Here is a 14,193-nt window from a genome sequence, read left to right as displayed (position 1 = left end):
CTCCTTAACGTGCGGTTTGCAGGGTTAAACTGCTGCGGCGGTACATATAGAGCGTGGCGAGCAGGGCACAGATGGCTGCAAAACTCATCCAGTAGCCGGGGGAGGCTTTATCGCCAGAGTACTCAATCAGCGCGGTGGAGATCACCGGCGTAAAGCCGCCAAATACCGCGGTTGCCAGGCTGTAGGCCAGCGAGAAACCGGCGACACGCACTTCGGTGGGCATAATCTCTGTGAGTGCCGGGATCATCGCGCCGTTATAGAGGCCATAGATAAACGACAGCCACAGCAGCACCGTCAGCATCATGGTAAAAGTGGGGTTCTGCGCCAGCAGGCTGAGGGCCGGGTAGGAGGTGAACAGCGCCAGCAGTGTCATGGTCACCAGCACCGCTTTGCGGCCAAAGCGATCGGATAACGCCCCGCCAATCGGCAGCCAGATAAAGTTAGAGATCGCAACCAGCAGCGTCACCAGCAGGCTATCTGAAGCGCTGAGCATCAGCACTTTTTTGCCGAAGGTCGGCGCGTAAACGGTGATGAGGTAAAAGGCGGTTGTAGTCATCGCCACCATTAACATACCGGCGATCACCACCGGCCAGTTCGCCAGCAGGGTGGTAAAGACCTCGCGCATCGCCAGCTTTTTATGGCGAGCGTTAAACTCCTGGGTCTCTTCCAGCTTGCGGCGCAGGATAAAGATGAACGGCACAATCAGGCAGCCAAACAGGAACGGCAACCGCCAGCCCCATTCACGGATTGCCGACTCTTCCAGCACTGCGTTAAGGGCGAAGCCCATCGCGGCGGCGACCATAATGGCGACCTGCTGGCTACCGGACTGCCAGCTGGTGTAAAACCCTTTGCGGCCCGGCGTGGCGATCTCAGCCAGGTAAACGGAGACCCCGCCCAGCTCGGCCCCGGCGGAGAAACCTTGCAGTAAGCGCCCGCTCAGCACCAGCAGCGGCGCCCAGATACCGATGGTCTGGTAAGAGGGGATCAGCACGATCAGAAAGGTGCCTGCCGCCATGATCGACAGCGTGACGATAAGCCCTTTACGGCGGCCCACTTTATCGATGTAGGCCCCAAGCACAATGGCACCAATAGGGCGCATTAAAAAGCCCGCGCCAAAGACCGCGAAGGTCATCATCAGCGAGGCGAACTCGCTGCTGGCCGGGAAGAAGTTATGCGCAATATAGGTGGCATAAAAGCCGAAGAGAAAGAAGTCAAACTGCTCGAGAAAGTTGCCTGAGGTAACGCGCAGTATCGCGCTGGTTCGTGCCATAGGGGTCAATGTTTGCATGTCATCTCCAGTTATACAGGGACGCTTGTAACGCGCCTCTCTGAAGAGTGGATCAGGAAAAGTAGCTGAATAAGCGCATTAAACTCATCGTCTGATGCGTGACGCGCATTAATCGCCGTTAACATTTACCCTAAATCAATTGCAACATGCTATTAACATGATTCCAGGCTTCAGTTGCTCTGTTTGCCAGGGCAAAAAATGACCTCTCTAATCTGTGACGAGGCGCATAAACGCACTATTGCAGAAAAACCTATCAACCCTGGTAGGGCGATGCGGTTGCCATCTCATCACGCGCTGCTATCTTAATGCCCATCGACATTGGACGTAATGTAAAGCGCTCAATGGCTTACTTTTTCAGGAACAGGAGTTCAGGATGTTTAAGCGTTTAAGCGCGATTGTTTTCGTATCGTTGATGGGTGCCTCTGTGGTTCAGGCGGAAGAGCTGCGTGCCGTTGATGTGACAAAATTTGACGTTGCCGGGGTGAAAACCGGCATGGATTACGATGAGGTCGTCAAGGCTATTACCACCCACTTTAACGTGCCCGCCTCTGCGCTGGAGGTGGATAAATACCCGCAAGACAACCCGGTCACCGGTAATAAGCAGCCGAAATTTGTCGGGTATGAAAAAGAGGGTGTGAAACTGCAGGTCTATTTCGAAGGCCGCGTTCCGGTGGATGCGAAACATCCGCTGGCGGCGTCAATGATCACTTACGAGCTGCCGTGGTCGACTGCCAACAAAGAGGCGATGGAAAAAGCGGCGGTCGAGAAGTATGGCCCGGCATCAAATGCTCCTTATTCGACGCCGATGGTATGGTGCAAAGAGCCTGGCAAACAGGCCGGGATGGCGTGCTCTTCCACTACGCAACAAGCCGTGCTGAAACTCTCTAACACCTCTCTTGAACTGGACGATCCTGTCTGGAGAGAGGCGCGTATCAAATTTATGGACAGCAAACAGACCCGCACGCCGGGCTTCTGATGAGGGGCGAGGTGGCAGATCCACCTCGCGTTTCAGGCTAAGGGATGGGAGGCGCCTTTCTGCCACTCATCCCTGCTCAGGGCGTAGAGCAGGCTCGGCGGCGCATTCTCAATATCCGCAATTTCGCGGACAAACTTCAGTCCCGCTTTTTCCAGTACCTTTCGCGACGCCAGATGGTTAGCACGCACCACGCCACAAATCTCCCCCATGTTCAGCGTCTCAAAGCCATATTTCACCGCGAGCTGCGATAACTCACTCGCCAGCCCCTTGCCCCAGGCGCTGGTGGCAAAGCGGTAACCCAAATTATTCATCGGGATATCGGCAAAGCTGCGCAGGCTCAGGCCACCAAAACCGATGATCTTTTCAGGCGCATCGCGCAGCGCAATCGCCCAACTGCCAAACCCGTGCTCTTCCCAGTGCGCCAGCCAGCGATCCAGCACCGTTTTCGTGTATGCAATATCGGGATAGGGCCCCGCCGGGTTGAAGGTGTTGGTCGCCGGATCGCCATAAATCGCGAACAGATCGCCGAGATCGTCCTGCGCAACGGGGCGCAGGAGTAAGCGTGAGGTATAAAGGGGCAAGGCAGCCTCCTGGTGATTGGCTAACGATTTAGAGAGAACAATTAAGCCCTGATGCTCTTTAAAGCCATTACGCGTGTAGAAATCATCTGAAGCATACCCTTTTTGCGTGTTGAGGATTATCGCATTCAGCCCTTCATCAAGGCAGCGCGCCTCGATAAAACTCATCAGCTGGGTTCCGATTCCCTTTCTTTGATACTCCGGATCGATAAAGAACTCATCAATGTAATACTCCATGCCGCCGGGCCACGGTTTTTTAAAGCCGATGCTCACCGCGATTACCTCATCGCCGTATTTGGCGATATAGCCGCGGAAATAGTTATTGCCCAAATGCGCCTGAATAAACTCGACAATCGGCTGCGGTGACGGCCAGCTCTCATTCCACGGCGCTTGCTGGTAGGTGCGACAGTAAAGTTGCGCGCAGGGCGCGATATGCGACTCATCCAGTTCCTGCAAGGCAATATCCATTTTGGCCTCAGCGCGGATCATTCAGGTTTAACTTGATCAGGTAGTGGCGCTGCATCCCCTCTTCGGGATAGTCCGGCAGGCTGAATTTCAGTTCGTAACCCTGTTTAAGGTAAAAGGGCAGCGCCTGAAAACTGACGGTATCCACCTGCGCGTGTTGGCAGCCCATACGCTGAGCTTGCTCTTCTGCCGTGCGGATAAGCGTGCTGCCAAGCCTGGCACCTCGCGCTTCTTCGCTGACCCATAAAAAATCGATGCACAGCCATAACCCTTTTTGCGTACCGATTAATCCGCCGGTCATTACCCCCGCGTCGTTTCGGCTGTAGACACCGACCTGACCCCAACCTGAAGCATCAATAAACTGCTGGTTATAGCGCCGTAAGCCGCTCAGCAGCTCCTCTTTGTCCTGCTCCGTCACCTGGGTGGCGATCTCAATGGTCATGGTTTTCCCTTATCATTTTTTAGTTATCTGGAGATGATTTTTATCATCAATGGGATGGATATGTGTCTGCTCTTCGAGAGTAAAGAACTTTCCCTCTCCCTTCAAACACCCCGCGCCGCCAATTCTGGTAGCCCGCTTTGTGCGTTTAGCGATAGAGAGTTTATTACCGGAAAAAAGAGAAGGGCTGAATTATTTAAAACGGCAAGACAGGTCGTTTATTGACCTCCATTTTCTCTCCATAATTCGCGCAATATCGCGCAATAAAAGCTGTTCACAATCTTCATTGTTCTCAGGAGGGGGCAATGAACAAACTCGACTATTTCCGTAGATACATCTCTTATTTAGCGAAAAAAATGACTGCCTGCGCCGTGGCGGACAGCCATTTTCATGCCAGCAGGCTAAAAAGAATTTCCGGACGCGAACATGATTTGCGCCACCCGGTGACGCTCAGCGAAAAGATCTGCCACCGCATGCTGTATGACCGAAACCCGCTCTACACCCTGCTGGCGGATAAGCTGGCGGTGCGTGACTACGTTCATGCCCGCACAGATCAATTACACGTCGTGCCGCTATTAGGCGTTTACCGACGAGTCGAGGATATTGACTTCAACAGCCTGCCAGAGCGCTTTGTGCTGAAGTGTAATCACGACAGCGGCAGCGCGGTGGTCTGTCTTGATAAGGATAAGCTTAACGTTGGTGCAGCCATTAATAAGCTGTCGCTGGCCCTGAAAAAGAATATGTATTACTCGACCCGCGAGTGGCAGTACAAAGATATTGCGCCCGTTATTCTGTGCGAGAAATATATCGACGTCTTTACCCGCGGCAATCAAAACCAGACGCCAGAGATGCTGCGCCTCCACTGTTTCCACGGTGTCGCCGAGGTGATTGAGGCAGATTTTACCGATGAAGAGGGGAATGGTTATATCAACGTCTATAACCGCGCATGGCAGTTGCAGCCCTACCAGATGGAGTATCCCAATACGCCTGGTGCGATCCCCGAACCTGACTTATTGCCGCGAGCGATCGGCGCGTCGGAACGGTTAGCCAAAGGGATCGATTACTGCCGCATCGATCTGATGCCGGCGGAGGAGGTGATCTATTTTAGTGAAATCACCCTCAGCCCGCGCCGGGGAAAACTGAAGATCGTCCCGGCCGAGTGGGATGCCCGGCTGGGTGAGATGTGGCACCTCAACTTAACTTAGCGCGTTGGGCATAACGGCCAGCTCAGCCTGAACAGCGAATGGCGGTTGGCCGTCAGGGTGTAGGTTACATCGCCGCCGTGGGCAAGCATGATCGCTTTCACCACGGATAAGCCCAGCCCGCAGCCCTCCGGGTGCGCCTCGCGCGCGTCGGCTCCGCGCTGAAAAGGCTGAAACAGGAATTTATGCAGCCCTTCAGGAATGCCGGGGCCATGATCCTGCACCAGCACGTACACCTCTTTATCGGTAACGCCATTTTTGATCACCAGGGTTTTCGAGGTGGCATATTTGATGGCGTTATCGAACAGCACCGTCAGGCACTGAATAATGCGAAGCGGATCGCATATGCAGGCCTGCGGGCGCAGCTCCGCGATCACGTTGACGTGATGGCGCGCGAACTCCAGCGAGAAGGCGTCAATCGCGCTCTGCAACGTCGACTGTAAATCGACCTCCTCAAGGGTTAATGAAAATTGCGCCGCGCCGGAAGAACTTACTACCCGCATATCCTCAATCAGGTTGGTTAACCCTTCGGTCTGCTTAAGCAGGTTGGCAAAAAGCGCTGGATCGGCGTCGAATACGCCATCGACCAGCCCTTGCAGCCTGCCGCGCAGGATCGTCACCGGCGTGCGCAACTCGTGGGCAATCGCCGCATTCCACGATTTCCGCTGCGCCTCGAGGGTTTGCAGTTTTTCCGCCATGGTATTGAAGTCATTAACGAGGTTATTGACCTCGCCAAGGTGCGAACTGGAACAGGCGGCGCGCGCACCGAGATCGCCCTCGGCAATCCGCCGCAGGCTGGTGGCGACAGAGGTTAACGGGCGCAGGATTTTTGATGACAGCCTGACGGCGAAAAAGAGCGAGATGGCGAGCGACACTAGGGTGACCATCAGGATCCACGCCCAGTCGACAATCGTCATCTGCTCCTCATTGCCGATCTCCGCACCGCCAGGGATGTAGTCGATCAGAAAGGCATAAAAGAGATAAGAGCCAATGATAGCGATGGCAATCACGATCAGCGTCAGGGAGATCATAAACCACAGGATCTGCCGATCTAATGTCTGCTGGCGGCTCATTTCATCTGCCCCAGACGGTAGCCCATGCCGCGAATGCTCTCCGGCATCCCCTTCAGGCCGCACTGCTCCAGCTTTTTGCGCAGCTTACTCATATGGCTGTCGACCGTGCGATCCAGCGTATCGCCCTCCGGCAGGCAGGCATTGAGCAGCTCTTCGCGGGAGCAGACTTTGCGCGGGTTTTTCGCCAGGTGCGCCAGCAGCTTAAATTCGGTGGTGGTCAGCAGCGGGGTGACCGTTTGACCATCAACATGCACCTCGACATAAAACTCCTCGGGATAGACCGTCACATGCTGGGTGCGAATCGGTTTATCGCAAGGCGGCACGCCGCCCGCTTTGGTACGGCGCAGCACGGCTTCGATGCGCGCCACCACTTCCGACGGGTTGAAGGGCTTCACCACGTAATCATCCGCGCCAAGCCGCAGCCCCATCAGTTTATCGATGTCCTGATCCAGTGCGGTGACCATGATGACCGGCACCGTGCTCTCTTTGCGCACCGCGCTCAGAACGCTCCAGCCATCATGGATGGGCAGCTGAATATCAAGTAAAACCAAATCGGGTTTATGCAGATAACAAAGGCTAATCGCCTGCTCGCCGTCGGCCGCGCGCAGCGTACGCATACCGGCGCGATGGATATAGCTTTGCAGAATATCGGCGATTTCATCATCATCTTCAGCAACCAGAATAAGGTGCTTATTGTCCATCTTCTCTCCCGCTACCGTTGACGATGTCAGTGCGTATTAATTTAGTTCTTTCTGAATGAAACACGGTGGTGTCCTGCCAGCAATTTGCCACAGTCAGACCAGACCCGACGGCAAAAGTTGCATGCCGTAATGCGCTCTTTCTTAACCCCTCATTACGGCTTCCACACAGACTCCACATTCACGTTAAAAAATGTACACGCAGCGGAATAACAATAGTCGCTCACTGTTTTGCCATCGGTGCAAACAGCCGGTGTGTGCTGCCTTACGTGCAGAGTAAATATCACGGCTGCCGGGCCGTGTTTATTCATCAGGAATGAAGCAATGATGAAACTGGATATAAAACCCAGGGCTGAGAATTTTCCCTCGCTGGCTGTTTTTCTGCTGGTCTGCTGGGGCCTGCTCTATATATGGCTGCTGTTAATACACCATATTGGTGAGAAAGTCGCGCTAACGCTGCTCGCCTCGCCGTTGCTCTATATCAACCTCTGCGCCTGTACGTTTTTATTGGTAGTGCAGCAGAAAAGTGGCGTATTACAGGAATTAACGCTTATCTTTCTGATTATTGCCTCACTCTTTATTAGCCTGATCGTTATTTTTAACGTTTTACGCTATCGCGTACCGACGATTTACGATCTCACTTTCTACTATGAGTGCTTTCTGACCGCCTTTTTTGGTGTGACGCCGCTGTTTTTACTCGTCCGGCGATTCTGATCTTATCCCGCTCTCCACACAGGCTCCATCAACCATGCATTAAGGCTAAACAGATAAACCTTACGATTATTGATTAACCAGGCGCAAAAAATGGCGAGTCATAATCATGCCCGCGCCTGATCCTCTGGACAACATGACAAAATAAAACCATGCCGCACTTTTTTATTGCACGCCCCGTTTTTGCCTGGGTTATTGCGTTATTTATTATCCTCGGCGGGCTGCTCGCCATTCCAAAGCTGCCCGTATCACAATATCCGGCGGTGGCTCCGCCGGGGGTGATTATTTCCGTCACCTTTCCCGGTGCGACGCCGGAGATGATGAACACTTCGGTTATTTCGCTGATTGAGCGCGAGATCTCCGGCGTAGATAACATCCTCTATTTTGAGGCCACCAGCGATACCAGCGGCACGGCGTCGATTACCGTCACCTTCAAACCGGGTACCGATGTAAAGCTTGCGCAGATCGATCTGCAAAACCAGATCAAAATTGTCGAGCCACGGCTGCCGCAGGTGGTGCGGCAAAACGGGATCAGCGTCGATGCGGCAGAGACTGGTTTTTTGATGATGGTCGGGCTGAAATCGACGAACGGTAAGTACCAGGAGGCGGATCTCAGCGACTACTTTGCCCGCAATGTGACCGATGAGCTGCGCCGTCTTCCCGGCGTCGGCAAGGTGCAGCTCTTTGGCGGCGAGAAGGCGATGCGTATCTGGCTCGATCCGCTCAAGATGCACAGCTATCAGCTCTCGGTCAGCGATGTCACCACGGCGATTGCGCAGCAAAACGTGCTGGTCTCACCGGGACGTGTGGGGGATGAGCCTGCGCTGGCGGGGCAGCGCGTGACCTATCCGCTGACCGTCAAAGGCCAGCTCTCCTCCATTGAGGAGTTTCGCAATATCACGCTGAAGTCGAACACCACCGGCGCGCGTTTGCGGCTGGCGGATATCGCACGCGTTGAGAGCGGTTTACAGAGCTACGCCTTTGGTATTCGCGAGAATGGCGTGCCGGCAACGGCTGCGGCGATCCAGCTCTCCACCGGGGCGAATGCCATTAATACCGCAGCGGCGGTGCATCAGCGTCTGGCAGAGCTGAAAAGTGTGCTGCCGGAAGGAGTGGTCTTCACGGTGCCTTTTGATACCGCGCCCTTCGTTAAACTCTCCATCTACAAAGTGGTGCAGACCTTTATCGAAGCGATGGTGCTGGTGTTCCTGGTGATGCTGCTCTTCCTGCATAAAGTGCGCTGTACGCTGATCCCGGCGATTGTCGCGCCTATTGCGCTGCTTGGTACCTTTACCGTGATGCTGCTAAGCGGTTACTCCATCAATATCCTCACTATGTTTGGCATGGTGCTGGCGATTGGCATTATCGTCGATGACGCGATTGTGGTGGTTGAGAACGTCGAGCGCCTGATGGAGGAGCAGGGGATGACGCCCGCCGACGCCACCCGGCAGGCGATGCACGAAATCACCCCGGCGATTATCGGTATCACGCTGGTACTGACCGCAGTGTTTATCCCGATGGGCTTCGCCAGCGGCTCTGTTGGCCTGATCTACCGACAATTCGCCATTGCGATGGCGGTGTCGATCCTCTTTTCCGCCTTCCTGGCGCTTACCCTGACGCCCGCGCTCTGCGCAACGGTGCTGAAGCCGCACACGGGCGCTGCACGCGGATTCTCCGCCCGCTTTAATCGCGCCTTTAACGGGCTGTCAGCGCGTTATGAATCGGGGCTTTTATGGGTATTGAGGCGCAGCGGCCGCATGCTGCTGATCTACGCCGCGCTCTGCATCGCGCTGTTTGCCGGTCTGGTGGCGCTGCCATCCTCCTTTTTACCCGAGGAGGATCAGGGCTACTTTATGTCCTCCATTCAGCTTCCCTCGGACGCCACCATGCAGCGCACCACGGAAGTAGTGGAGCAGTTTGAGCAGGCGCTGGTCGATCGCCCGGCCATCGACAGCAACCTGATGATCCTCGGCTTTGGCTTTTCAGGCTCCGGGCAGAACTCGGCGATGGCCTTTACCACCCTGAAAGGGTGGCAGGAGCGCCACGGTGCGACGGCGCAGAGTGAAGCCGATCTTATTCAGCAAAAGATGGAGTCCGTGCCGGGCGCGACGACCATGAGCCTGCTGCCGCCTGCCATCTCCGATATGGGCACCTCATCCGGGTTTACCTTTTATATTCAGGATCGGGCAGGAAAGGGATATAACGCGCTGAAACAGGCGGCGGATACGCTGGTGGAGAAAGCGTATGAAAGCGGTGCGCTCTCTGATGTCTATATCGACGGTTTGCCGCAGGGCACCTCTATCTCGCTGACTATCGACCGTGAGAAAGCCGAGGCGATGGGCGTCTCGTTTGAGGAGATTAACCAGGCGATCTCCGTCGCCTCCGGCTCGAATTACGTTAATGACTACACGCAGAATGGTCGCTTACAGCAGGTGATTGTGCAGGCCGATGCCGCATACCGGATGCAGCCAGAGACGCTGCTTAACATCCCGCTGAAAAACAGAAGCGGGGAGATGGTTTTACTCTCAAGCGTGGTTAGCGCGACGTGGACCCAGTCGCCGCAGCAGCTCAACCGCTATCAGGGCTACCCGGCAATACGCATTACCGGCAGCGCCGCGCCGGGGCACTCGAGCGGCACCGGGATGGCGACGATGGAGCAGCTGGCGCGCGAACTGCCAGAGGGGTTTGGCGGCGAGTGGGCGGGCAGTTCGCTACAGGAGAAAGCCTCCGCCGCGCAGTTGCCGGGATTGATTGCGCTATCGGTGCTGGTGGTGTTTCTGGTGCTTGCCGCGCTGTATGAGAGCTGGTCGATCCCCTTTGCGGTGATGCTGGTGGTGCCGCTGGGGCTTATCGGTGCGCTTATCGCGGTGATCGTCGCCGGTATGAGCAATGATGTCTTTTTCAAAGTCGGGCTTATCACGCTGATTGGCCTGTCGGCGAAAAACGCCATTCTGATTATTGAGTTTGCCCGCCAGCTGCGTTTGCAGGGCAAAAGCACCCTCGAGGCGACGCTGATGGCATCGCGGCAGCGGCTACGCCCCATTTTGATGACTTCGCTCGCCTTTACGCTCGGCGTGGTGCCATTGATGATTGCCAGCGGCGCCAGCGCCAGTACGCAGCATGCGATTGGCACCGGGGTGTTTGGCGGCATGATCAGCGCCACCGTGCTGTCGCTATTTTTTGTGCCGGTCTTTTTTGTTGTCATCATGCGGCTTTGCGAGTGGGCTACGCGACGGGCAAAAGAGGCGTGAGATGAAATCGGCTGTCTTTCATTCCGCAACGGGCTTATGGTGTTATGCAGGCGAAAACAGGCTTATGCGTCAATCTCGCCTGATGGGCACTGATAACCGATAATCACAGCAGGAGAACGTTTGATGTCTGAAAATCTTACGATTGCGCTGATTGGCCCGGGCGCGATTGGCACCACCATTGCCGCCGCGCTGCATGAAGTTGACCGCGCGCCGCTGCTATGCGGGCGCACTGCACATTCGCAGTTAACGCTGCGCCACGATGAGGGCGAGATCGTCGTCCCCGGCCCGGTTCTCACCGAGCCAACGGCGATCCAGCAGCCGGTCGATTTACTGTTTGTGGCGGTGAAAACCACCCAGGTTGCCGAAAGTGCGGGCTGGCTCGCCGCACTGTGCGATGAAAAGACGGTGGTGTGCGCGCTGCAAAACGGCGTGGAGCAGAAAGCGCAGCTCGCGCCGCTGGTCAATGGCGCGACGGTGCTCCCTTCCGTGGTCTGGTTTCCGGCGCAGCGCGAGCCGGATGCCTCCGTCTGGCTGCGGGCGAAACCGCGTCTGACTCTGCCGGATGTGCCGCAGGCACAGCGGGTGGTCGAAGCATTAAGCGGCACGCGCTGCGCGGTCGATCTCTCTGCGGATTTTCTCTCTATCGCCTGGCGCAAGCTGTTGCAGAATGCGGCGGCCGGGCTGATGGTGCTGGCCAATCGCCGTGCCGGTATGTTTTCCCGCGACGATATTACCGATTTAGCGCTGGCCTATTTGCGTGAGTGCCTGGCCGTTGCGCGCGCCGAAGGGGCGGTGCTGAAAGATGACGTGCCGCAGGAGATTGTTGGCAACTTCCAGCGCGCGCCTGCCGATCTGGGCACCTCTATTCTGGCTGACCGCCAGGCGAACCGCCCGCTGGAGTGGAATATCCGCAACGGCGTGATCCAGCGGCTCGGCCACGCGCACGGCATTGCGGTGCCGATCAGCGATGTGCTGGTGCCGCTGCTGGCGGCCGCCAGCGAAGGACCAGGCTGAGCGCGTTAGCGCAGACAGGCCAGATACTTCTCGGCGGAACGCCGCACGATCGCTGCGGCATTGTGTGTAATCTCCCGGCCTTCAAACGCGCCGTAGAGCCGGGTGAAGTTTATCGCGCTCAGGCGGCGCAGCATGTCGCTCACCGTGTCGGCTGAGAGTGGCAGCATATTCGGGTAGCTCCACATAAACGAGACCGCGTCATTGCCCGGCGCGACCTGCACAATATCTCCCGACAGCATAATGCCATCATCCCGCGCCCAGTAGAGCACCGCACCGCCGGCGAAGTGGCCGCCGAGGCGCATCACGCTCACGTCGCGGGTCAACTGAAGCGTATCGCCCTCCCATAAATTCAGCCAGGGGCTGTCGCGCATGATCCACTCGCGATCGCTGGCGTGAAGATAGATCGGCGCGTCAAACTCGGCGGCCCACTCCTGCATGGTGGTGTAGTAGTGCGGGTGAGAGATGGCAATCGCTTTCAGCCCGCCCAGCGCGGCAATCAGCGTTTTTGTCGCCGCGTCGAGCGTGGCGATGCAGTCCCATAAAATATTCCCCTCCGGCGTTCTCACCAGAAAGGCACGCTGGCCGATGGCAAAATCCGGCACCGTTTGCAGGCTGAAGAGATCCGCCTCGTGCTGCGCCCACTTATTGGCATGGGAAGCCAGCAGCTCGGCAGGATCGACCCACTGTTGCCCGCCGGGCGGCACAAATTGCCGCTCATCAACACAGATTTTGCACTGCTGCGGGTGTTCGCCTGCGGTCTCATACGAGGTGCCGCAGGCGCGGCATAAGGTCATCATCATCACTTCTCCGTTGTGCAGTAAGGACAGGATCAGCCTGGCACATCGCGCCACAGCGGTGTGATGGTTCGTGCGTCGCGCGTTACGGCTGCGCGTCGGGAATGCGGGCAATCACTTTGATTTCGAAGTCGAAACCTGCCAGCCAGTTGACGCCCACTGCCGTCCAGTTGGGGTAGGGCTGCTGCGGAAAAATCGCTTCTTTCACCTGCATGATGGTCGGGAATTGCGCTTCCGGGTCGGTATGGAAAGTGGTGACATCAATAAGATCATCAAAGTTACAGCCAGCAGCGGCAAGGGTTGCGCTGAGGTTCGCAAAGGCAAGCTCAACCTGGCGGGCAAAATCGGGCTCTGGTGTGCCATCTTCCCGGCTGCCGACCTGGCCGGAGACAAAGAGCAGATCGCCGGAGCGGATGGCGGCGGAGTAGCCGTGCGCCTCATAAAGCGCATGACGATTGGCAGGGAAAACAGCTTCGCGACGGATCATAGTGGTTCCTTTTGGCAATGTAAGTGAGAGGAGTGCGCGGCGCAGGAAAAAGGTTTAATATACGCCGCGTATATGAAATTAATATCACATACGCGATGTATGTCAAATGAGATACACACCGTATGTGAAAAGGAGAGGATGATGGCCGGTAAACGCCGCAGTGAAACGATGGAAGAGAACCGCGCGAAATTGCTGGCGGCAGCGCGACGTGCCTTTGCTGAAAAAGGGTTTGCCGCCGCTTCGATGGATGAGCTAACCGCCAGCGTCGGCCTGACGCGCGGCGCGCTGTACCACAATTTTGGCGATAAAAAAGGGCTGCTGGCTGCCGTGGTTGCCGAGATCGATGGTGAGATGGCGCAGCGGGCGAAGGCCGAGGCCGCGAAGGCCGCCAACGCATGGCAGCAACTGTTAGCCGAAGGCATTACCTACATTAAAATGGCGCTGGATGAAGAGGTGCGGCGCATTGTCCTGCTTGATGGCCCGGCGTTTCTCGGCGATCCGGCTCAGTGGCCAAGCCAGAATAGCTGCCTCGAAGCCACGCGCCAGACGGTGATCGCCATGATTGAACGTGGAGAACTCAAGCCGGTTGATGCCGACGCCGCCGCACGCCTGTTAAACGGTGCGGCGTTGAATGCCGCCCTGTGGGTCGCGGCCAGCGACGAGCCAGAGCAGGCGTTGCCCAGGATGATCGACGCCTTTACCGCGCTGGCGAGCGGTTTACGCATTACGCCTGACGAGGGGAAATAAGCGTGCGTGACTCCACGCGAAAGCGTGCAGGCAAAAAAAACGGAAATCGTTAACGTTGTGCGGTGGGGTCGATAGTCTGGCTAACAGGTTGTAACTGGCTTTTTTCCTGATGATGATACCAGGCGCCAACAGAGGAATAGACAAAACGGCCGAAGAAGAAGAGGAAGCTGATAAGAAGTACGATACGGGTCATGCGACTGTCAAATCGATGTCGTTTTCGCATACTGGTTGCCTGACTCACAATGGTTCCTTAGGAATACCCGAACAACGGGCGACGGGGACATTAAGTCACACTCTCTTATTAAGATCAATCATGCTTGCCGCAAAAACAGTGTGAATAAAATATCACCACACTTTATATAAGATAAATTAATTATTTACACCTTAAATAAAAAAGCGCGAGATTGGTAATAATCAGCCGAATATAACCGCGTCGAGGCGGATTACTTGATCTAAAACAATTGTCACTC

General features: G+C 56.0%; 15 protein-coding genes and 1 pseudogene. 7 read left to right on the top strand and 9 right to left on the bottom strand.

Features of this window, described 5'->3' with window-relative positions:
- Positions 1-4 precede the first annotated feature (4 nt).
- Positions 5-1,288 carry an MFS transporter gene (locus tag IAE48_RS13340; RefSeq protein ID WP_200134680.1) on the bottom strand — a complete coding sequence of 428 codons (1,284 nt, stop codon included), beginning with the start codon at positions 1,286-1,288 and terminating at the stop codon, positions 5-7.
- A gap of 373 nt (positions 1,289-1,661) precedes the next feature.
- Here IAE48_RS13340 and IAE48_RS13335 point away from each other — a divergent pair, with 373 nt between their 5' ends.
- Positions 1,662-2,264, top strand: coding sequence for a hypothetical protein (locus tag IAE48_RS13335; protein ID WP_094421521.1), 603 nt, complete (start codon positions 1,662-1,664; stop codon positions 2,262-2,264).
- 32 nt (positions 2,265-2,296) lie between these two features.
- Here the strand turns inward: IAE48_RS13335 and IAE48_RS13330 are convergent, their stop codons facing one another.
- The 3 genes and pseudogenes from IAE48_RS13330 to IAE48_RS13320 all read right to left on the bottom strand — a co-directional run bounded on the left by IAE48_RS13330 (position 2,297) and on the right by IAE48_RS13320 (position 3,749).
- A complete protein-coding gene (locus tag IAE48_RS13330) occupies positions 2,297-2,845 on the bottom strand; it encodes a GNAT family N-acetyltransferase (protein WP_200134727.1) in 549 nt (182 codons plus the stop codon).
- A 63-nt stretch (positions 2,846-2,908) separates the two neighbouring features.
- Positions 2,909-3,310, bottom strand: a pseudogene (locus tag IAE48_RS13325) (GNAT family N-acetyltransferase); the annotation flags it as partial.
- Positions 3,311-3,317: 7 nt separating this feature from the next.
- Complete coding sequence (locus IAE48_RS13320; protein WP_094421519.1) at positions 3,318-3,749, bottom strand: GNAT family N-acetyltransferase; 432 nt, start codon at positions 3,747-3,749, stop codon at positions 3,318-3,320.
- A 33-nt stretch (positions 3,750-3,782) separates the two neighbouring features.
- Here IAE48_RS13320 and IAE48_RS13315 point away from each other — a divergent pair, with 33 nt between their 5' ends.
- Positions 3,783-3,971: a hypothetical protein gene (locus IAE48_RS13315; RefSeq protein ID WP_094421517.1), complete on the top strand. Its 189-nt coding sequence runs from the start codon at positions 3,783-3,785 to the stop codon at positions 3,969-3,971.
- A gap of 80 nt (positions 3,972-4,051) precedes the next feature.
- Positions 4,052-4,951 (top strand): ATP-grasp fold amidoligase family protein, encoded by a 900-nt coding sequence (locus IAE48_RS13310; protein WP_200134679.1) that lies wholly within the window; start codon positions 4,052-4,054, stop codon positions 4,949-4,951.
- Here IAE48_RS13310 and IAE48_RS13305 read toward each other — a convergent pair.
- Both IAE48_RS13305 and IAE48_RS13300 read right to left on the bottom strand, forming a co-directional pair.
- A complete protein-coding gene (locus tag IAE48_RS13305; protein WP_200134678.1) occupies positions 4,948-6,021 on the bottom strand; it encodes an ATP-binding protein in 1,074 nt (357 codons plus the stop codon). The genes IAE48_RS13310 and IAE48_RS13305 overlap by 4 nt on opposite strands.
- Positions 6,018-6,722: a response regulator gene (locus IAE48_RS13300; protein WP_200134677.1), complete on the bottom strand. Its 705-nt coding sequence runs from the start codon at positions 6,720-6,722 to the stop codon at positions 6,018-6,020. The genes IAE48_RS13305 and IAE48_RS13300 overlap by 4 nt, the downstream gene beginning before the upstream one ends.
- A gap of 321 nt (positions 6,723-7,043) precedes the next feature.
- Between IAE48_RS13300 and IAE48_RS13295 the strand changes: the two genes are divergently transcribed.
- The 3 genes from IAE48_RS13295 (at position 7,044) to IAE48_RS13285 (ending at position 11,695) form a co-directional block, all read left to right on the top strand.
- Positions 7,044-7,433, top strand: a complete 390-nt coding sequence (locus tag IAE48_RS13295) for a transporter (protein ID WP_232045295.1) — start codon at positions 7,044-7,046, stop codon at positions 7,431-7,433.
- A gap of 149 nt (positions 7,434-7,582) precedes the next feature.
- Positions 7,583-10,681, top strand: coding sequence for a multidrug efflux RND transporter permease subunit (locus IAE48_RS13290; protein WP_200134676.1), 3,099 nt, complete (start codon positions 7,583-7,585; stop codon positions 10,679-10,681).
- A gap of 123 nt (positions 10,682-10,804) precedes the next feature.
- A complete protein-coding gene (locus IAE48_RS13285; RefSeq protein WP_200134675.1) occupies positions 10,805-11,695 on the top strand; it encodes an oxidoreductase in 891 nt (296 codons plus the stop codon).
- A gap of 5 nt (positions 11,696-11,700) precedes the next feature.
- Here the strand turns inward: IAE48_RS13285 and IAE48_RS13280 are convergent, their stop codons facing one another.
- Positions 11,701-12,492, bottom strand: a complete 792-nt coding sequence (locus tag IAE48_RS13280; RefSeq protein WP_200134725.1) for an MBL fold metallo-hydrolase — start codon at positions 12,490-12,492, stop codon at positions 11,701-11,703.
- A gap of 82 nt (positions 12,493-12,574) precedes the next feature.
- On the bottom strand, positions 12,575-12,976 hold the full coding sequence (locus IAE48_RS13275; protein WP_200134674.1) for a RidA family protein: 402 nt from the start codon (positions 12,974-12,976) through the stop codon (positions 12,575-12,577).
- A 141-nt stretch (positions 12,977-13,117) separates the two neighbouring features.
- Here IAE48_RS13275 and IAE48_RS13270 point away from each other — a divergent pair, with 141 nt between their 5' ends.
- Positions 13,118-13,723, top strand: a complete 606-nt coding sequence (locus IAE48_RS13270) for a TetR/AcrR family transcriptional regulator (protein ID WP_200134724.1) — start codon at positions 13,118-13,120, stop codon at positions 13,721-13,723.
- 49 nt (positions 13,724-13,772) lie between these two features.
- On the opposite strand, the gene IAE48_RS13265 is transcribed toward IAE48_RS13270, so the two are convergent.
- Positions 13,773-13,964 (bottom strand): YfgG family protein, encoded by a 192-nt coding sequence (locus IAE48_RS13265; RefSeq protein ID WP_071789562.1) that lies wholly within the window; start codon positions 13,962-13,964, stop codon positions 13,773-13,775.
- Positions 13,965-14,193: the final 229 nt, after the last annotated feature.

Origin of the sequence: Kosakonia sp. S57 (assembly GCF_016516575.1) — a bacterium.
Taxonomy (GTDB): Bacteria; Pseudomonadota; Gammaproteobacteria; order Enterobacterales; family Enterobacteriaceae; genus Kosakonia; species Kosakonia cowanii.
Note: the sequence above shows the minus strand (reverse complement) of the source record. Positions and strands in the feature narration are given on the sequence as shown.

Excerpts from the sequence above, each read along its gene's own strand:
- IAE48_RS13340 (WP_200134680.1), bottom strand. The coding sequence starts at position 1,288 with ATGCAAACATTGACCCCTATGGCACGAACCAGCGCGATACTGCGCGTT.
- IAE48_RS13335 (WP_094421521.1), top strand. The coding sequence starts at position 1,662 with ATGTTTAAGCGTTTAAGCGCGATTGTTTTCGTATCGTTGATGGGTGCC.
- IAE48_RS13320 (WP_094421519.1), bottom strand. The coding sequence starts at position 3,749 with ATGACCATTGAGATCGCCACCCAGGTGACGGAGCAGGACAAAGAGGAG.
- IAE48_RS13315 (WP_094421517.1), top strand. The coding sequence starts at position 3,783 with ATGATTTTTATCATCAATGGGATGGATATGTGTCTGCTCTTCGAGAGT.
- IAE48_RS13310 (WP_200134679.1), top strand. The coding sequence starts at position 4,052 with ATGAACAAACTCGACTATTTCCGTAGATACATCTCTTATTTAGCGAAA.
- IAE48_RS13305 (WP_200134678.1), bottom strand. The coding sequence starts at position 6,021 with ATGAGCCGCCAGCAGACATTAGATCGGCAGATCCTGTGGTTTATGATC.
- IAE48_RS13300 (WP_200134677.1), bottom strand. The coding sequence starts at position 6,722 with ATGGACAATAAGCACCTTATTCTGGTTGCTGAAGATGATGATGAAATC.
- IAE48_RS13295 (WP_232045295.1), top strand. The coding sequence starts at position 7,044 with ATGATGAAACTGGATATAAAACCCAGGGCTGAGAATTTTCCCTCGCTG.
- IAE48_RS13290 (WP_200134676.1), top strand. The coding sequence starts at position 7,583 with ATGCCGCACTTTTTTATTGCACGCCCCGTTTTTGCCTGGGTTATTGCG.
- IAE48_RS13285 (WP_200134675.1), top strand. The coding sequence starts at position 10,805 with ATGTCTGAAAATCTTACGATTGCGCTGATTGGCCCGGGCGCGATTGGC.
- IAE48_RS13280 (WP_200134725.1), bottom strand. The coding sequence starts at position 12,492 with ATGATGACCTTATGCCGCGCCTGCGGCACCTCGTATGAGACCGCAGGC.
- IAE48_RS13275 (WP_200134674.1), bottom strand. The coding sequence starts at position 12,976 with ATGATCCGTCGCGAAGCTGTTTTCCCTGCCAATCGTCATGCGCTTTAT.
- IAE48_RS13270 (WP_200134724.1), top strand. The coding sequence starts at position 13,118 with ATGGCCGGTAAACGCCGCAGTGAAACGATGGAAGAGAACCGCGCGAAA.